The 19,114-nt window shown below is 75.1% G+C and carries 11 protein-coding genes; 4 read left to right on the top strand and 7 right to left on the bottom strand.

The genetic code is table 11. The annotated features are described in order from the left end of the window. Positions 1–321: 321 nt before the first annotated feature. The 4 genes from AB0E02_RS35255 to AB0E02_RS35270 all read left to right on the top strand — a co-directional run bounded on the left by AB0E02_RS35255 (position 322) and on the right by AB0E02_RS35270 (position 8,233). Complete coding sequence (locus AB0E02_RS35255) at positions 322–726, top strand: globin (RefSeq protein WP_362147511.1); 405 nt, start codon at positions 322–324, stop codon at positions 724–726. A 226-nt stretch (positions 727–952) separates the two neighbouring features. Beyond that, positions 953–4,369, top strand: coding sequence for an ABC transporter permease (locus AB0E02_RS35260; RefSeq protein ID WP_362147514.1), 3,417 nt, complete (start codon positions 953–955; stop codon positions 4,367–4,369). Between the two features lie 40 nt (positions 4,370–4,409). Further along, positions 4,410–7,136 (top strand): FtsX-like permease family protein, encoded by a 2,727-nt coding sequence (locus tag AB0E02_RS35265; RefSeq protein ID WP_362147517.1) that lies wholly within the window; start codon positions 4,410–4,412, stop codon positions 7,134–7,136. Next, positions 7,133–8,233, top strand: a complete 1,101-nt coding sequence (locus AB0E02_RS35270; RefSeq protein ID WP_362147520.1) for an ABC transporter ATP-binding protein — start codon at positions 7,133–7,135, stop codon at positions 8,231–8,233. The genes AB0E02_RS35265 and AB0E02_RS35270 overlap by 4 nt, the downstream gene beginning before the upstream one ends. A 7-nt stretch (positions 8,234–8,240) precedes the next feature. On the opposite strand, the gene AB0E02_RS35275 is transcribed toward AB0E02_RS35270, so the two are convergent. From AB0E02_RS35275 to AB0E02_RS35305, 7 genes are all read right to left on the bottom strand, one after another. Continuing rightward, positions 8,241–8,981, bottom strand: coding sequence for a hypothetical protein (locus tag AB0E02_RS35275; protein ID WP_030414412.1), 741 nt, complete (start codon positions 8,979–8,981; stop codon positions 8,241–8,243). Beyond that, a complete protein-coding gene (locus tag AB0E02_RS35280) occupies positions 8,978–9,412 on the bottom strand; it encodes a thioesterase family protein (protein WP_351534902.1) in 435 nt (144 codons plus the stop codon). Before AB0E02_RS35280 ends, AB0E02_RS35275 begins: the two co-directional genes overlap by 4 nt. Before the next feature lie 4 nt (positions 9,413–9,416). Then, positions 9,417–11,081, bottom strand: coding sequence for an energy-dependent translational throttle protein EttA (ettA, locus tag AB0E02_RS35285; protein ID WP_030804669.1), 1,665 nt, complete (start codon positions 11,079–11,081; stop codon positions 9,417–9,419). Positions 11,082–11,782: 701 nt separating this feature from the next. Further along, on the bottom strand, positions 11,783–13,180 hold the full coding sequence (locus AB0E02_RS35290; protein WP_362147525.1) for an LAETG motif-containing sortase-dependent surface protein: 1,398 nt from the start codon (positions 13,178–13,180) through the stop codon (positions 11,783–11,785). Between the two features lie 232 nt (positions 13,181–13,412). After that, on the bottom strand, positions 13,413–14,099 hold the full coding sequence (locus AB0E02_RS35295) for a single-stranded DNA-binding protein (protein WP_362147528.1): 687 nt from the start codon (positions 14,097–14,099) through the stop codon (positions 13,413–13,415). A 178-nt stretch (positions 14,100–14,277) separates the two neighbouring features. Beyond that, positions 14,278–16,161 (bottom strand): GTPase, encoded by a 1,884-nt coding sequence (locus AB0E02_RS35300; protein ID WP_362147530.1) that lies wholly within the window; start codon positions 16,159–16,161, stop codon positions 14,278–14,280. A gap of 953 nt (positions 16,162–17,114) precedes the next feature. Further along, positions 17,115–19,106, bottom strand: a complete 1,992-nt coding sequence (locus AB0E02_RS35305; protein ID WP_362147577.1) for a dynamin family protein — start codon at positions 19,104–19,106, stop codon at positions 17,115–17,117. Positions 19,107–19,114: the final 8 nt, after the last annotated feature.

The following is a 19,114-nucleotide window of genomic DNA, read 5'->3' on the forward strand; positions in this document are numbered from 1 at the left end:
TGGGACGTAAAGCGACAGCAGTCCCAAACACCGGCCCCGGAGGTCCGTCACCGCACCCAACACCCACCCAGCCCGCCGCAGGCGCAACGGCGAACAACACCCGCGGCGCAGCAGACAGCCACGCGCGGGGCGCCGCAAAGCACAACGGCGAGCGAGCCCCCCCGGCGGGAAAGCCAGCTACGTGGGAGGCGCCGCAAAGCGCAGCGCCCCGCGGCGGGAAAGCCAGCTACGTGGGAGGCGCCGCAAAGCGCAGCGCCCCGCGGCGGGACGGCCAGGTACGTGGGAGGCCGGCCCAGCGCAGCGTCATGCCACCATGGATCCGTGAATGAGATTCCACGCGGCACGCTGCAGGAGCAGACCTTCTACGAACAGGTCGGGGGCGAGGAGACCTTCCGACGCCTGGTGCACCGCTTCTACCAGGGAGTCGCCGAGGATCCGCTGCTGCGGCCGATGTACCCGGAGGGGGACCTGGGCCCGGCCGAGGAGCGGCTGGCGCTGTTCCTCATGCAGTACTGGGGCGGTCCCCGCACGTACAGCGACGGCCGTGGGCACCCCCGGCTGCGGATGCGGCACGCCCCGTTCACCGTGGACCGGGCCGCGCACGATGCCTGGCTGCGGCACATGCGGGACGCGGTGGACTCGCTCGGGCTGGCCGGTGAACACGAGACGCAGTTGTGGAACTACCTCACGTACGCCGCCGCGTCGATGATCAACAGCGCGGACTGACGACCGGCACGAGAGATACGTCACACTTCCCCGCCTCGCCCGGCCGCGGCGGGCGCTCCGGACACCTCCGTCACGATCCGGTCAAGGCCTCCCGGAAACCGCTTACCGGACGCCTCGCACTCTGGCAGCATCCGTGCCATCCGTTGCGTCGATCATCCGTGTGAATCCGTTCGACCCGACCGCGAGCGAGTGACCGCGAGCGACGCTGAACACGGCAGGGGGGACCGTGGCCGGCTATGCCGTACTGCGCGTGCGGGCGCACCGCCTGCTGCTGGTCGCCGCCCTGCTGTCGGTGCTGCTGACCGGGACGGTGCTGGCGACGCTGGCGGCGTTCTCGGAGTCGGTCGGCGACGCCGGGCTCCGGCAGGCGCTGCGTAGAGGTTCGGCGGCCGCCGCCGCCCTCCAGGTGAAGGCCCAACTCCCGCCCGGAGCAAGGAAGTCCGCGGACCGGGCGGTCGCCGCGGCGGCCCGGCGGGCGTTCGACGGGCTGCCGTACACGGTGCGGACGCTGACCCGTTCCGGGCCGTACGCGCTGCCCCGGTCCTCGCAGCCGTCCCGCGCCCGCACCGGAGAACCCGACCTCACCCAGCTCGCCGCCCTCGACCGCTCCCGGCTCACCCTCGTCAAGGGCCGCTGGCCCACCGCGGAACGTCACGGTCCGCTGCCGGTCGCGCTGCCCGAGGCCGCGGCCGCCCGGCTCGGGGCCGGGCCCGGACGGCGGTTCACCCTGGACAACCGACTGTCCGGGCCGCCCCGTCTGACCGTCGTGGTCACCGGCGTCTACCGGCCCGCGGACCGCACCGACCCGTACTGGAGCCTCGACGACCTCGGCGGCCGAGGGGTGCGCACGGTCGGTTTCACCACCTACGGGCCGCTGCTGGCCGACCCGGCGGCGTTCCGCGCCGGGCGGCTGGTGCAGGACTCGGTGGGCTGGCTGGCCACCGCCGACTTCCGCACGCTGACCGCGGACCGGCTGCCGGCGCTCGGCGCCGCGGCCGGCCGGGCCCCCAAGGCGCTGATGGCCGATCCGGCGTTCGCCGGCCATGCCACCGCGAGCACCGATCTGCCCGCGGCGCTGGGGCAGTTGCGGCGGGCGCTGCTGGTGAACCGCGCCACGATCCTGATCGTCGCGCTCCAGCTGGTGCTGCTCGCCGGGTACGCGCTGCTGCTGGTCGCCCGGATGCTGAGCGGTGAACGGGCCGGTGAGACGGCCCTGTTGCGGGCCCGCGGCGCCTCCCGGCGACAGCTGACCGGGCTGGCCCTCGCCGAGTCGCTGCTGCTGGCCGTCCCGGCCGCGGTCGCCGGGCCGCTGCTGTCCGGGCCGCTGATCCGGCTGCTGGGCGCACACGGCGCCCTGGCCCGGATCGGGCTGCCGCTGGACACCCGGCTCACCGGCGCGACCTGGCTGACCGGTGCCGCCGTGGCCCTGGGCTGCGCCCTGGCGGTCGCCGCCCCGGCGCTGCTCGGGACCGGGTCCGACGCACCGCGCCGGCGGCGGGCCGGTGCGCTGCCCGGCGCCGCCCGGGCCGGCGCGGACCTGGGGCTGCTGGTGATCGCCGGGGTCGCGTACTGGCAGTTGCGGCAGCGCACCGCAGACGGTGGGGCCGGTGGGGCCGGTGGGGCCGGCGGCGGGGTGCTGACCGGCGACGGGACCGGCGCGCTGGGCGTCGATCCGGTGTTGGTGGCCGCCCCGGCACTGGCGCTGCTCGCCGGTACGGTGCTGACGCTGCGGCTGCTGCCGCTCGCCGCCCGGATCGCCGAGCGGGGCGCGGCCCGCGGCCGGGGGCTGGCCGCGGCGCTGGCCGGCTGGCAGATCAGCCGGCGCACCTCCCCCGGCACCGGGCTCCGTACGGGCGGCGGGTACGCGGGCCGGGGTGCCGGGCCGGTGCTGCTGCTGGTGCTGGCCACCGCGCTGGGCATGTTGGCGATCGGCCAGCGCGCGTCCTGGCAGCGTTCGCAGGACGACCAGGCCGACTTCCGGGCGGGCGCGGCGGTGCGCGTACTGGCCGGCCGGACACCGGAGATGGGGCAGGGCGGCGGGTACGCGGCGGTGCCGGGGGTGGCGGCGGCGCTGCCGGTGGGGCTGGTGAACCTGGAGCTGTCCGGCGACCGGTCCTCCTCGCTGCTCGCGCTGGACGCCCGGCGGTCGGCGGGCGCGCTGCTGCTGCGCGGCGACCTGGCGGGCGGCGCCGCGGACTCGGCGGGCGCGGCGGACCGGGTGCTGCGCGCGGTGGCGCCGAAGGACGACCGGCCCGTGGGCCTCCCACTGCCGCCCGATACAGGGATGTTGCGGGTGACGGCGGAGTTGCGGTCCGTGCAGGCGCTGCCGCCGGTGGCCGACGGCCCGCGGTTCGGCGACCCGGGCAAGGACACCGGGCCGGTGCCCGCGGTCCTCTCGGTCCAGGTCACCGACCGGTTCGGGGTGCCGTACACGCTGCCGCTGGGCCGGCTCGCGGCCGACGGCCGGCCGCACACCCTGCGCGCGGACCTGGCCGCCGCGGCCGGTCCGCCGGCCGGGCGGCCGGCCGGGCCGCTGCGGGTGACCGGCCTGCTGGCCGACCTGGACCAGTCGCCGGTGTCGTACCGGCAGCGGCTGACCGTGTCCGCCGCGCAGGCCGTCACCGCCCGCGGGGCCGTGCGGCCGCTCACCGCGCCGGCCGGGCCGTTCTGGCGGGCCCACATCACCGAGAAGAGCAGTGACGTGGGCGAGCCGTCCGGGCCGCGCGCGGGCCGGACCGAGGTGCCCGCGGGCGGGCTGCTGTCGCAGACGTACGACACCGGTGCCCGGCGCGACGAGTGGGGCGCGGCGGTGACGACCGTGCGGATCACCGCCGCGCACCGGCCGCGGCCGCCGCTCGCCGCCGTGGCCACCGACGCGTATCTGCGCGACAGCGGCTCCCGGGTCGGTTCGGTGGTCGATCTGCCGGTCGGCGGGCAGCAGTTGAAGGCGCGGATCGTGCGGGCGGTGCGGGCGCTGCCCGGCCCGGCGGACGGCCCGCCGGCCGGTGGCGGGCTGCTGGTCGACTTCGGGGCCGTCAACGCGGCGCTGAACGACCTCGATGCCGCGCCGCTGACCGCCACCGAGTGGTGGCTGCGGCCCCGGCCGGGCGCGGTGGACCGGGTCGTCGGGGCGCTGCGCGCCCGCCCGGACATCAACCCCGGCCAGGTCCTGGTGCGCGCGGAGCTCGCCCGGGAGCTGCACGACGATCCGCTGGGGCTGGGTCCGCAGACCGCGCTGACCGCGGCCGCGGTGGTCGCGGTGGCGCTGGCGGCGGTCGGTTTCGCGGTCGGGGCCGCCGGGTCGGTCCGCGAACGCGCCCGGGAGTTCGCGGTGTTGCGGGCGCTGGGGGCGCCGCGCCGGCAGCTGGCCCGGATGCTCGCCGCCGAACAGGGGGTGCTGATCGTGCTGGCGCTGGCCGTCGGCGGGGTGCTGGGGGCGGCGCTGACCCGGGCGGTGGTGCCGCTGGTCGTGCTGACCGGGCAGGCCACCCGCCCGGTGCCGCCGGTGCTGGTGGAGCTGCCGGCCGGCCAGGTGGCCGGGCTGCTGGCGGCGGTCGCGGCCGGGCCGCTGCTGGTCGTCGCGGCCCTCGGGCTGCGCCGCGGCGACCCGGTGGCGGCGCTGCGCGGGCAGGGGGTGCGGTGATGACGAACGCACCGACGGCCCAAGGGGCGGGTGAGGGCCGGTGAAGGCGCTCACCCGGCCGGGATGGCCGGTCGTCCGGCTGCGGACCACGCGCGGTGCGGCGCTGGCGCTGGGCGCGCTGGTGCTGGTCACGGCGTTCCTGGCGGCGGCGTTCCCGCGCGGGGTGACGGCGTACGAGACGGCGGGGCTGCGCGATGCGCTCGCCTCGGCGCCGCCCGAGCAGCGGGCGGTGGAGATCTCCGTCGGCCGGGCGGACGTCACCGGCGCGGACCCGGCGGCGGGTTACGCGCCGGCCGCGCTGGACCGTCAGGACCGGGCGATCCGGGCCCTGTTCCGCGCCCCGCTGCGGACCCCGGCGGCGGACGCGGTGCACGGCGTCCGCACCACGAAACCGCTGGCGGCCGGGGACTCCTGGCTGCCCCGGCCGGACGGCGTCGCTCCGGAGCTGTCGCTGTACGCGACCTCCGGCGTCGGCCGGCACGCGACCGTCACCGACGGCCGGCTGCCGCGCGCCGCGGCCCCGGGGGCGGGCACGCTGGAGGCCGCGGTGACCACGGCCACCGCCCGCACCCTGCACCTGCGCACCGGCCGCACCCTGCATCTGAACGGCCTGACCGTACGGATCTCCGGGCTGCTCGCACCGCGGGAGCCGCAGGGCGACTACTGGGCCGCGGATCCGCTGCGGGCGGCGCCCCGCCGGGACGTGACCGACGGGACCCCGGCGCAGAGGTTCTGGCGCGCCGGGCTGCTGCTGGCTCCCGGGGACGGGCCGGCGCTGCTGGCCACCGACGGGGAGCCGGAGAAGTTCTGGCACTGGCCGGTCGACGCCGGTGCGCTGACCGCAGGGGACGCACCGTTGTTGCGGGAGCGGGTGCTGTCCGTCGAACACGGCGCGACACTGGCCCGGTTGCGCGCGGTGGCCGGCACCGGCGCGCTGGCCGACAGCGCGGTGGACGGCCTGCTGGACGGCTACGCACGGACCCGGGCGGCGATCGCCCCGGTGATCGCGGTGGCCGCGTTCGGCCTCGGCACCGTCGCGGGGATCGTGCTGCTGATGGCCGGTGCGCTGACCGCGGACCGCCGGCGCCCGGAGCTGGCGCTGCTGCGGGCGCGCGGCGCGTCGCTGGTGGGCCTGGCCGGGCGGCTGGCGGCGGAGACCGCGGTGGTGGCGCTGCCCGCCGCGGTGGCCGGCGGCGGGCTGGCGCTGCTGCTGGTGCCCGGTGAGCGGGTGCTGCCGGCGCTGCCGGCGGCGGCCGGGGCCGGGCTGCTGGGCACGCTCACGCTGCCGCTGCGGGCCGCCGCCGCACACCGCCGTCCCCGCCCGGCCGCCCGCGCCGACGTGGCCGGCGCCCGCCCGTCCCGGCGCCGGACGGTCGCCGAACTGACCGTGCTGGTCCTGGCGGTGGGCGCGGTGGTCGCGCTGCGCCGCCGCACCACGGCCGGCGGGGGCGTGGACGCCCTGGTCAGCGCCGCCCCGGTGCTCGTCGCCGTGATCGCCGCGCTGGTGCTGCTGCGGCTCTGGCCGCTGCCGCTGCGGCTGGCGGCCCGCCCGGCCGCCCGCACCTCCGGGCTGACCGGCTTCCTCGCCCTGGCCCGCGCGGGCCGCGCCCCGGCCACCGCGGGCCTGCCGCTGCTGGCCCTCCTGGTCGCGCTGACCACCGCCTCGTTCGGCGGCTCGGTGCTCGCCGGGGTCGCCACGGCCCGGGACCGGGCGGCGCTGACCGCGGTCGGCGCCGAGGCACGGATCTCCGCCGACCGGCCGCTGCCCGCCGCGCTGCAGCGGGCCGTGGCCCGGGTGCCGGGCGTCGAGGACGCCGTACCGCTGCGGATCAGTGCGCTGACCGCGGACGACGGCGGCCCGCCCCTGTACCTGGTGATCGCCGAACCCGAGGCGTACGCCCGGCTCGCCCGTGCCATGGGGCTCGGCGCCTTCCCCGCCGCGGACCTCGCCGACCCGGGCGGTGACCGGCCGCTGCCCGCGATCGTCTCCCCGCGCGTACGCACCCGGTTCGGCGACGCCCCGATGGCGCTGCAGCCGGAGTTCGGCCAACTCGTCGTCCGTCCCCGGGCGGTGCGCGCCGACACCCCGGCCCAGCCCGGCGGCGACTTCGTGCTGATCAATGCCCGGAGCGTGGCCCGGGTGCACCCCGACACCTACGCCGAGGCGGACAACGGGCCCACCACGATGCTGCTGTCCGGCCGTGGGCTGGACGCCGGGGCGCTGCGGGCCGTGGTCCGCGCCCACACCCCGGCGTCGCTCGCCGTCCAGGTGGCGCTGCGCTCCGCCGAACGCGCCGAGCTGGCCGATCCGCCGCTCCAGCAGGGCGCCGAACGCCTCTACACCGCCGCCGTGGTGGCCGGTGCCGGCTTCGCGCTGCTCGCCCTGCTCCTCTCCCTGCTGCGGACCGCCCCGGAACGCACCCGCCTCCTGGCCGGGCTCCGCACGATGGGGTTGCCGCCGGGGCGGGGGCGGCGGCTGATGGTGCTGGAGGCGCTGCCGCCGGCGCTGCTCGCGGCGGTCGGCGGGGTGCTGGCCGGGGCCGCCGCGATCCGGCTGTTGGGCCCCGGCACGGACCTCACCCCGCTCGCCCTGCCCGGTGCGGCCGGCGGCGGCCCGGGCACCGTACGGCTGGGGACCGATCCCGTCTCCCTGCTGCTGCCGTCGGCGGGCGTGGTCGGGCTGGCCCTGGCGGTCGCGCTGGTCCAGGCGTGGGTGGGCGAACGGCGGCGGGAGAGCACCGAGTTGAGAGCGGGGGACGTTTCATGAGCACACGGCCCGAGGACGCCACGGGCGCGCCGGTGAGCCTGGCGGAGCTGGAGGCGCGGGCGGCGGCCCGGCGCGAGCGGCCCGCCTACGGGCACGACGCGCTGATCGCCTGCGACCGTCTGGTGCGGGTCTTCTCCGCGGACGGTGTGGAGGTGCAGGCCCTGCAGGGCCTCGATCTCCTCGTCTCCCAGGGCGAGTTGATGGCCCTGGTGGGGGCGTCCGGCAGCGGCAAGTCGACGCTGATGAACATCCTCGCCGGCCTGGACGTGCCGACCGCGGGCGCCGCCACGGTCTCCGGCCGCGATCTGCTGACCATGGACGCCCGGGCCCGGCTCACCTACCGCCGGGAGGTCGTCGGCTTCGTCTGGCAGCAGACCGCCCGCAATCTGCTGCCGTATCTGACGGTGCTGCAGAACGTCACCCTGCCGATGCAGCTGCGCGGCGGACGGCGCCGGGCGGCCCGCACGAAGGCGGCCGGGGAGCTGCTCGCGATGCTGTCGCTGGACCACTGCCGGGACCGCCGGCCGCACCAGCTGAGCGGCGGCGAACAGCAGCGCACCGCCATCGCGGTGGCGCTGGCCAACACCCCGGCGGTGCTGCTGGCCGACGAGCCCACCGGCGAACTGGACTCGCACACCGCCGAGCAGGTCTTCGCCGCGTTCCGCACCGCCAACGAGGAACTGGGCACCACGATCGTGATCGTCACCCATGACCAGGCGGTGGCGGACGAGGTGCGGCGCACGGTCGCGATCCGCGACGGCCGGACGTCGTCGGAGGTGCTGCGGCGCACCGAACGGGACGCCGCGACCGGCCGGGAGGCGCTGGTGGCGCGGGAGTACGCGATGCTCGACCGGGCCGGCCGGCTCCAGCTGCCGGCCGACTACACCAGCAGCCTGGGCATGGCGCACCGGGTGCTGCTGGAGCTGGAGAGCGACCACATCGGGGTGTGGCCGGACCCGACGGCACACGGCGCCTCCGGCCACGGCACCGGCGACGGTACGACGTCCGGTGACGGTGCGGCGTCCGGTGAGGGCCCGAAGTCCGCCGACGGGACGACGGCCGGTGAGGGCCCGAAGTCCGCCGACGGGACGCCGTAAGGGCAGGTCAGACGGGGGTGACCGTCAGGCCCGACAGGCCGGTGAGCCCGGACGGTCCGCCGGTGCGCACCGCGACCGACCCGTACGGGGTGCGCAGCCGCAGCCAGCCGCCCGCGGACAGCAGGGTCAGCGCCGGCGGCTCGGTGGGGTGCGGGCCTGCGCCGGCCGCGAGCACGGCCGTGCGGACCGGGCGGAGGAAGCCCAGCGACTGGGCGGCGTGCGCGGCGCGCAGCGGGAGGTGGGTGTCCCCGAGGGTGCGCGACCAGATCTCCCGGCCGATACGGTCGCGTTCGGCGCGGGTGCGGCGCTCGGGCGGCAGTGCCTCGTCCCGGGCCCGGAATTCGGCGACCGCGGCGGCCACCGCGCGCAGCAGCGCTTCCGGCGCCGGCAGTCCCGGCACCCGCTGCCAGCCGCCGCGCGGCGGCAGCAGCCCGGCCCACGGCGGGCCGGTGACGGCGGCGGGCACGGTCAGCGTGCCGTGCTCCTCGTCGATGCCTTCGAGGAGGTCCCCGGCGGAGACGGTGATGTCGAGGCCGCTGCCGGGTGCGTCGCCGGGGCCCGTGGGCGCGGCGAGCCGGGCCGTACGGATCGCCAGCACCTCGAAGGACGGCGGCCGGCCGAAGACGGCCAGCACCCCGCCGCCGGTCTGCAGCCGGACCGCGGCGGCCCGGTCGTAGTGGATCAGCCGGGCGAGGAAGGCGGCGAGGTCCGCCGCCTCCCCGGCGTCGGCGAGGGCGAGCACCGTCATACCGCGACGGCCCCCTCCTGGTGCGACGCGTCGGCCAGATACTCCTTGAGGATCGCCTTCTCCTCCGCGGTGAGGCGGCGCGGACGCTCCTCGGCGAAGTTGTACGGCACGACGACGGTCGAGGCCCGCAGGTAGAGGGTGTCCTCGTCCTTGACCTCGTAGCCGACCGTCATCGACGCGGCGCTGATCTTCGTCACCCACAACTCGACGGTGACCGGCGCGGGCCGGTGCACCAGCGGCCGCACGTAGTCGATCTCGTGGCGGGCGACGACCGAGCCCCCCGTGAACGACGGACTGCCGTCCCCCGGCGCCAGCCGGCGCATGAAGTCGATCCGCGCCTCTTCGAGGTAGCGGACGAACACCGCGTTGTTGACATGGCCGAAGGCGTCCATGTCCGACCAGCGCAGGGGGCACGAGTAGAGGTGTCGCACGAGGTCAGCCCCGGGTGAGCTTCTTGTACGTGGCGCGGTGCGGACGGGCCGCGTCCGCACCGAGGCGCTCGACCTTGTTCTTCTCGTAGGACTCGAAGTTGCCCTCGAACCAGAACCACCTGGAGTCGCCCTCGTACGCCAGGATGTGAGTGGCGACGCGGTCGAGGAACCAGCGGTCGTGGGAGACGACCACGGCGCAGCCCGGGAACTCCAGCAGCGCGTTCTCCAGCGAGGAGAGCGTCTCGACGTCGAGGTCGTTGGTCGGCTCGTCGAGGAGCAGGAGGTTGCCGCCCTGCTTGAGGGTGAGCGCCAGGTTGAGGCGGTTGCGCTCACCACCGGAGAGCACGCCGGCCGGCTTCTGCTGGTCCGGGCCCTTGAAGCCGAACGCGCTGACGTACGCCCGCGAGGGCATCTCGACCTGGCCGACGTTGATGTAGTCCAGCTCGTCGGAGACCACGGCCCACAGCGTCTTCTTGGGGTCGATGTTGGAACGGCCCTGGTCGACGTAGGAGATCTTGACGGTCTCGCCGACCTTGATGTCGCCGGAGTCCGGGGTCTCCAGGCCCTGGATCATCTTGAACAGCGTGGTCTTGCCGGCGCCGTTGGGGCCGATGACACCGACGATGCCGTTGCGCGGCAGGGTGAAGCTGAGGTCCTCGATGAGGACCTTCTCGCCGAAGGCCTTGTTGAGCTTGTCGACCTCGACGACGACGTTGCCCAGACGCGGGCCCGGCGGGATCTGGATCTCCTCGAAGTCCAGCTTCCGCATCTTGTCGGCCTCGGCGGCCATCTCCTCGTAACGCGCCAGACGGGCCTTGGACTTGGCCTGCCGCCCCTTGGCGTTGGAGCGCACCCACTCCAGCTCGTCCTTGAGGCGCTTGGCGCGCTTGGCGTCCTTCTGGCCCTCGACCTTCAGGCGGGCCTGCTTGGTCTCCAGGTACTTGGAGTAGTTGCCCTCGTAGCCGTGGGCGCGACCGCGGTCGAGCTCCAGGATCCAGCCGGCGACGTTGTCGAGGAAGTACCGGTCGTGGGTGACGGCGACGACGGTGCCGGGGTACTTGGCGAGGTGCTGCTCCAGCCACTGCACGGACTCGGCGTCCAGGTGGTTGGTGGGCTCGTCGAGCAGCAGCAGGTCGGGGGCCTCCAGCAGCAGCTTGCACAGCGCGACGCGGCGGCGCTCACCACCGGAGAGGTTGGTGACCGCCCAGTCACCGGGCGGGCAGCCCAGCGCGTCCATGGCCTGCTCCAGCTGGGTGTCCAGATCCCACGCGTTGGCGTGGTCGAGGTCCTCCTGGAGCTTGCCCATCTCCTCCATGAGCTCGTCGCTGTAGTCGGTCGCCATCAGCTCGGCGACCTCGTTGAAGCGGTGCAGCTTGCCCATGATCTCGGCGGCGCCGTCCTGGACGTTCTGCAGCACCGTCTTCGACTCGTCCAGCGGCGGCTCCTGCAGGAGCATGCCGACGGTGTAACCCGGAGAGAGGAAGGCATCGCCGTTCGACGGCTGCTCAAGACCGGCCATGATCTTCAGCACCGTGGACTTACCGGCGCCGTTGGGACCCACGACACCGATCTTTGCGCCCGGCAGGAAGCTCAGCGTCACGTCATCAAGGATGACCTTGTCGCCGTGCGCCTTGCGCGTCTTGCGCATCGTGTAGATGTACTCAGCCAAGAGAAACCGTCCGGCAGATTGGATCGATCAGGGTCTGTGCGGCACCGCCCGGGGCCACCGTCCGTCGTACGTCCGTCATGCGTGCGCCGGCGTGGCGTCGTGACGTCCGTCGCGACCGTGGGAGGGCAGATACACCCATCTTGCCGTACGTCCGTCCCCGGAAGGAAACGGGTGCCGAGGGGCGGACGCCCACGAGGCGGTGCGGACACGGCGGGCAGGGTGCGGGATGTCACGCGGGATGCCGGGGGCCGACGGCGGCGCCGGGGCACGCATGAGGGCGCACCCCGGGACCGCATGTCCGTGGCCCCGGAGCGTTAACCATCCGGGGCCACGTTTAGTTCCCGCCGCGCGCAGACCGCTGTTCCGGCTACGCGCAGACCGTTGTCCTCGCTACACGCAGACCGCCTCGTCGGTTGCCTGGTCGATCGGCTCGTCGACCGGCTTGTCGATCGGCTCGTCGATCGGTCGTCGATCGGTCGTCGATCGGCTCGTCGACTGGCTCGTCGGTTGCCTCGTTGCCGCTGGTCGCGGGCTTTCGGGCGCGGGCCTGGGGCGCACGGCGCTGGTCGCAGGGCCGGGGCGCGGGCGTGGGGCTGCTTGATGTAAAACGTGGGCGCCCGGCCGGTCACCTCTCGGTGACCGGCCGGGCGCCCGCCGTTACTGCACGCCCGTTACGGGGCGTCTGCTGCCATGGCCCTTACTTACTGGGCGGGGGTGCCGGCCTTCTTCTTGCGGAGGAAGAACACCGCGGCGCCGCCGACCACGACCAGGACGACCGCGACGCCCGCGATCATCGGGGTGGCGCTGCTGGAACCGGTCTCGGCGAGGTCGGTGCCGTGGCCGCCACCGGTGTTGCCGCCGACCGACGCCGGGCTGGGCTTGGGCGAGGGCTTACCGCCGCCGCTGCCGGCGGTCTTGCAGTCGAGGACCCCGGAGAAGGTCTTCTTGAAGCCGCCCGCACCCTTGATCGTGATCTCGTAGGGCTGGTCCTCGGCCACCGGGACGGTCACGGTCTGCGACTTGCCCGGGGCGATCTCGTAGTCCTTGCCCGCCAGCTGGAAGCGGAACGCCTCATCGCCCTTGTTGCTGGCCGTGACGTCCACGCCGCCCTTGGCGCAGTTCTTCTCGGCGGTGATCGCCGGGATGGCGCCCTGCTTCTTCCAGGAGACCGTGGCGGCCGCGGAGACCGTGGACTCGCTGGAGCCGGCCAGGATCTGGGTCTGGCTCTTGGCGTGCTCGCCGATGCCGGTGAAGGCCCGGCCGACCGGCACCTTGGTGGCGGCCTGCGCGGTCAGCGAGGTGGTGCCGTCCGCGGTGCCCTTCGGCACGTCGAAGAACAGCTGGGTGCCGTCGGCGGCGCTGGTGACCGGCTTGCCGTCCTTGCCGACGATCTTGACGCCGGCCGGCGCACCGGCGGCCGGGGAGATCGTCACGCTGTCGGCGTTGGTGTGCACGGTGACCGGGCCGAGCTTGCTGCCCGACTTGCCGGAGACGGCCGGCGGGTCCAGCGTCAGCGACGCCTTGGGCTCCTCGACGCTCTGCGCGCTCTTCTCCAGGTAGGCGGCGAGCTTCTCCGCCGCCGGGTCGACCGCGTCCACCTTCACGTGGTCGGAGAAGCGCCAGATCGCGACCTGGGTGCCGGCCGCGGCGGTCTTCTCGGTGAGGTTCCCGGCACCGGCCTTGGAGGCGAGGGCGGCGAGGTCGTTCACCTGCGGGTAGGAGTTCTGCAGGATCCAGCGGATCTTGCCGGCGTCCGCGTTGTTGTGCAGCGACGAGGCGCTCCAGGGCACTTCCTGGTACTTCGCCTGCTGCTGCGTCGGGTTGTGGATGTCGATGCAGTACGTCTGGAGCGTGCCGCCGTTGTCCACGGCCATCTCGAAGAGGCCCGCGCCGACGCGCTGGTCCCCGCCGTCGTTGTGCACGACCGCCTGGTCGAAGATCTTCAGGCCGCCGAGCGTGGCGGTGGCACCCCCGTGCGCCGGGGTGGTCTCGTCCGCCACTGCGGTCCCCGCGGTGGCTATCGCACCCGCCGCGACCAGGCCGGAGGCCACGACCGCGGCGGCAAGGCGGGCTGCGCCCCGCCTCTTCATCGAAAGCATGAATTTCCCCTCTGGGCGAGGCGGTCGGGTGGGGAAGTTGCCTCGCCGGAAAGATCCAAAGAACTCAAAAGCCGAACGTCAGCCCCCGTGAGCCCCCGTGAGTACTCGTCGGATCTTATGGAGCAGGCGCATCAGGGTCCCCAGTAATGGCATCCCATAAGCGATCCGAATCGCAATCGTTACCGAACACAGGCACCCTGACCTGGCATTATCGACAAATCCCCGGAACGTTTCAGGGCACTGCGGCCTTCTGGGGCGAATTCCCCACCGTGACTGGCCTGGTGACTGGCTCGGTGACTGGCGCGCCGGCCGCCTCGGTGACCGGCTCGGTGACTGCGTCGGCGACCGGCTCGGTGGCCCACTCGGCAGCCGCCCCTGTGGCTCCCTTGCCGACACCGCCCTCCGACCTCCCGCCAGGCGGCGTCGCCAACCTCCCTGCGTTTGCCTGCGATTGAGCGGTGGTGGTTGGTCCCGCGTCCGGGTCCAAGCGCGGGCTCGGCTCCGGCTCCGGGCCCGGGTCGGGGTCCGTTGCGCGCATACGGCTCACACGGGTGACTCTGCGGAAGGCCGCCGTACCGCGCGACAGGTCGTGTCCGATCGCGACGGCGTCGACCTCGGCGGAGAACCAGCGCTGCCCGCCCTTCTCCGGTGGCTGCTCCCCCTCCCGCAGGCGCAACCGGCCCTGCACCACCAAAGGTTCGCCCACCGCCACCGAGGCCGCGACGTTGTCGGCCAGGCCGCGCCACGAGCGGACCGTGTAGAAACTCGTCTCCCCGTCGGCCCACCGCTCCTGCGCCTTGTCCCACCGCCGGGACGTCGCCGCGAGCCGGAACCGCGCCACCGTCACGCCCGCGGTCGTCTGCCGGTGCTCCACCGCCGTCGCGGCGTTGCCCACCAGCGTCACCATCGTCTCGTTCACGGAAATCCACTCCCCCGTCTCCTGTGCGCTCGCCGGGTCGCTCGCGCTGCGTCGACCTCATGCTGCACGGATCCGGCAAGCCCCGCCGGGGCCTGTGGACAATCTGCCGACTGTGGACAACTCGGCCACCCGCAAGGGGGGCTGGGGCGCACCGCCCCAGCCCCCCGACGTCCGCCCTTCAGGCCCCCGACGCCACCGCGTACTGCTCCCGCACCTCGCGGTAGCGCAGCAGCTCGGCGGCGACCGGCTCCAGCACCCGCCCCCGGCCGCAGGCCGCCGCCGCGCTCCGCAGCCGCCGCTCGGCGTCCTGCCCGTACCGCCGCGCCGGACCGCGTGCCACCACCCGGCACAGCCACGCCAGTGCCGGGCCGCCCACCGACCCGATGACCGCGGGCAGCAGCCCGGAGACCCAGGTCGAGGCATCGACCAGACCGGTCAGCGCCGCCACCAGCCAGAGCACGCCGACGAGTTGCAGGGCGGACAGCATCCCCTGCAGCGTGGCCGCCACCGTGCACCACCGCGGCTTGACGGCCGGCCCGCCCCGTAGTGCCTCCTCGGCATCGGCCGCCACCTTGTCCAGCGCCTCCGGCAGCCCGTACGCACCCCGGTCCGCGGCCTCACGCACCGCCTGCGCCCAGGGCGCCGGCAGCCCGTGCGCCGCCTCCGCGGCCACGCCGCGTACGGCCTGCTCCACCACCGGCCGGGCCGCCGCCCGGACCACCACCGGATCTCCCGTCCCGTCGCCGCCCCAGGCCCCGGACGTCCGTCGGTGTCCCGCCGTCACCTGCCGCCCCACCAGAGAAGGTCCGGTCGCGCCCGTGCGGCTCGTATCCCCGGCGGCCGTGTCCTGCTGAGCACCCGTCGGCCCCGGCGTGCGCACCCCGGTGGTTCCGCGTCCCCCACCGGTCGTGGCGTGCCCCGCCCCGGTCGTTTCTCGTCCCACGCCGGTCGTGGCATGCCCTGTCCCGGTCGTTGCGCCTCCCGGCCCCTGGGCCGGCCGTGCGCCGCGGGACCGGCGGCCCCGCATCCGTGCCCAGGGGGACCCGCAGGCCCGTTCGGCGTACCGGAGCCAGTCGCGTTCCGCCGCCCGCCCGGTGGCGACCGCGCCGACCGCCTCGGCCAACCGGTCGGCGAACTCCTCGCGGGCCCCTTCGGTCAGTCCGACCTGGTTCCGGGCCACGTAGACCGACCGCAGCCGTTCGGCCGCCGCATCCACGTCCGCCACCAGCCGCCGGTCCGCCGCGCCCCGTTCGGCGACGAACTGGCCCAGTGACTCCCGTAGTTCCGGCACGCCCTTGCCGGTCGCCGCCGAGAGGGCGAGCACCGCCGCGCCCGGCTCCCCGTGTTCGCCGAGCGCCAGGCCGTCCTCATCGAGGAGCCGGCGCAGATCGTCCACCACCTGGTCGGCGGCCTCGCCGGGCAGCCGGTCCACCTGGTTGAGGACGACGAACATCACCTCGGCATAGCCCGCCAACGGCCGCAGATAGCGCTCGTGCAGCACCGCGTCCGCGTACTTCTCCGGGTCGACCACCCAGATCACCGCGTCCACCAGCTCCAGCATCCGGTCCACCTGGGCGCGGTGTTCGGTCGCCGAGGAGTCGTGGTCGGGCAGGTCGATCAGGATGAGTCCGCGCAGTTCGGGACTGTTGTCCGCGGCGATGTGCCGACGGTGCGCGGGCACCCCGAGCCGCCGCAGCAGCCCCTCGGCGCCCGGTCTGCCGCCGGGCCAGACACACGCCACCGGCTCGGCGGTGGTCGGCCGCCGCGGCCCGACCTGTGAACGGTTCGCCCCGGCCAGCGCGTTGAACAGCGACGACTTCCCACTGCCGGTGGCTCCGGCGATGGCAACCACGGTGTGCTCGCCGGACAGCCGGTACCGCTCGTCCGCGGCCTCCAGCACCCGCCCGGCCGCCGCCAACGTCCGCCCGTCCAGCCGTGACCGCGACAGCGCGATCAGCTCCCGCAACGCCTCCAGCCGCGCCCGCAACCCGCCCCCCGGCGCCCGCCGGCCCCCGTCCGCGACCCACCGATAGCCCTCCACCGGTGGACGCGGCTGCACCATGGCCTCCGCGGGCGACTCCTGCGGCGACCCACCACAAGGCTCGTCGTACGGCCCGCTACCCAGCTCGTCGAACGACCCGTCATACGGCTGCGCGGCGCGGCGCTGCCCCTCGTACGGCCTTCCGTACGAGGCGCCGCTGGACGCCGCGGCAAACGACCCCAGGCGCCCCTCACCGAACGATCCGTCCCGCCCCTCGCCGGACGACCCGCCCCGCGCCTCTCCGAACGAACCGGAACGTCCGGCGGCGAACGAATCGGACCGTCCGTCGCCGGACGAAGCGGCACGGCCGGCTCCGTATGCCCCGGTAGGGGTAGGGCCACAGGACGCGGTAGGGCCAGCGCCAGAAGACGCGGTACCCGACTCGCCACCCGAAACGGCGCGCGGCGCGCCACCCGGCTCGCCGGACGACCCTCCGTATGTCCCGGCGTGCGCTTCGGCGTAGACCTCGGCGTAGGCCCCGGGATATGCCCCGACGCATGACCCACCACCCGCTTCCTCGGCACCGGCGCCCGAAGCGCCCTCCGCCGCACCGGCCTGCGGCTCGCCCCGTGACTCGACCCGTGGCTCGACCCGTGGCTCGATCCGCGCCCCGCCCGTCCCCCGGCGCACGCCCGGTCGCGGAACACCGCCTTCCGGCACCCTCCGCGCGATCAACCCGTCATCCCACGCCCCGCCCGGCCCCGGTCCCCCCGCCGCCGTACGCGCGCTCCCCGGCTGCCCGCTCCAGGACTCGCCACATCCGGCCGCGCCGCTCTCCGCATCACGCGTTCCCGGCACGTCACCGGTCGCCACGCCACCGGCCGTCCCGGCGTCGCCGGCTCTCGCCACGGCACCCTCTCTCGCCGCGGCGGCGACTCTCTCCGCATCGCCCTCCCCCGCCCCGGTGCCCCCGCCCGAACCCGTACTCGCGGGCGTCCCCTCCCCCACACCCGAATCCGCCGTTCCGGAACCGTTCACCCCGACACCTCCGCCTTCTCCCGCTCGACCACTACTGCGTCCGCCGCCGCTGCTCCTGCCACTACGCCCTCGACCCGTACACCACCTGCTGCCGCCCTCTCCCGCTGATGTTGAAGCTCCTGCTCCTGCCCCTGCTGCCGCTCGCGCTGCAATACGGACAACGCGGCGATCAGCTCGGCCTGCTGGTCCGGCGGTACGGTCAGCCGGTCCAGCGGCGCCAGCCGCCGCTCGCGCTCCCCGTCGAGCGCCCGCGCCAGATAGGTGGCCAGCAGCCGGCCGCCCCGGTCGCGGAGCCGCAGTGCGGTCTGGGCGCCCAGGAGGTCGGCGAGTTTCTCGCCCGCCGTACGGGCGCGCCGGCCGCCGAGCAGCGTGGCGGCCAGGAGGGCGGCCGCTTCCTCCGGCTCCACCTGGGCGACGCGTTCACCGGCCGGCCCACCACGCGCATCACGGGCCTCACGCGCCTCACGGGTCTCCTCCTCGGCCAGCTCCTCCAGACAGCGCCGCCAGCGCCGCACGAGCACGCCCAGCCGGCCGGCCGCCCCCGCGGTTTCCGAGGCCGCCGAAGCCTCCGCGAAACCCGGCGCCTCGGAGGCTCCCGGGGGCGCTCCCGGGGAGGCTCCCGGGGAGGCCGTCAACAAAAGTTCGGCGGCCGCGGGATCGCGCCGCCAGGTTTCCGCGGCCCGCTCGTCGGCCTCCTCCACGGCGCAGGTCAGCAACGAGGTCAACCCGTCCGTCAGGGCGTCGAGCAACTCGTCCGACCGGCCGCCGGTCCCGTGGTCGCGCCAGTAGGCGCGGGCGTCCCCGGCCAGCACCTCACCGGCGGCGACTTCGCTCCGCACGCGTTCGGCGGCCCGTTCGTACGCCTCCTCGACCCGGCCGGCGAGCCGGAGCCCCGCGGCGTGCTGAGCGGCGGCGGCCCCGGCCAGCGCGGGCAGCCGGCTGCGCAGCGAAGCGATCACCCCGGTGGCGGTACGGTCCGCGGCGGCCCTACGGGCGGCCGGGTCCTGGGCGTGCCGTTCCAGCCACTCGCGCAGTCCGGCGACCGCCGTGGCGGGCAGCAACCCGCTGCCGCCGCCGGCCGACTCGGGAAGCTCGGGGATGGTGAACCGCGGTACGTGGCCGAGGCCGGCGCGCTGCAGCAGTTCCGCGTACCGCCCGGAGATGTCGGTGGCGATCTGGTGCGGCACCCGGTCCAGCACGGTCACCAGCGTGACGTCGTACTCCTTCGCCGCGCGCAGCAGATGCCAGGGCACCGCGTCGGCGTACCGGGCGGCCGTCGTGACCAGCACCCATACGTCGGCGGCGCAGATCAGCTCCGCGGCCAGCTCGCGGTTCCGGGCGACGAGCGAATCGATGTCCGGCGCATCCAGCAACGCCAGCCCACTGGGCAGGGCCGCCTCCACCTCGATCCGCACCGCGAACGGCTCCCCGCCCCCGGTTGCTCCCCTCTTACCCGGGCCACTCCTCTTACCCGGGCCACTCCCGTCGCTGTGTCCCCCGCGGCCCCCGTGCCCCCTGTGCCCCCCATATTCCTCACTCTCCCCCTGGCCCCCTGGATCCACGTGATCCGCGTGATCCACGTGTTCCGGATGAGCCCCGTCCGCACCCTCGTCCTCCTCGGGTCCCCAGACCCGGGTCAGCTGCGGCAGCACCCGCCGTCCGGAGAACCAGTGGACATCGTCGGGATGGCACACCAGCACCGGCGTACGCGTCGTCGGACGCAGCACCCCGGCCTCCGAGACCCGCCGCCCCACCAGCGAATTCACCAGGGTGGACTTGCCGGCCCCGGTGGAGCCGCCGATCACGGCCAGCAGCGGCGCCTGAGGCGAGCGGAGGCGGGGAATCACATAGTCGTCGAGCTGGGCGAGCAGCTCGGCCCGATTGCACCGGGCTCGGGCGGCGCCCCGTAGTGGCAGCGGAAAGCGTGCGGCTTCAACGCGGTCGCGCAGTACGGACAGTGCGTCGATCAGCCGGGGTCGTACGTCCAAGGTCGCCA

The sequence above is a fragment of the Streptomyces sp. NPDC048196 genome (assembly GCF_040652715.1).
Lineage (GTDB): Bacteria > Actinomycetota > Actinomycetes > Streptomycetales > Streptomycetaceae > Streptomyces > Streptomyces siderophoricus.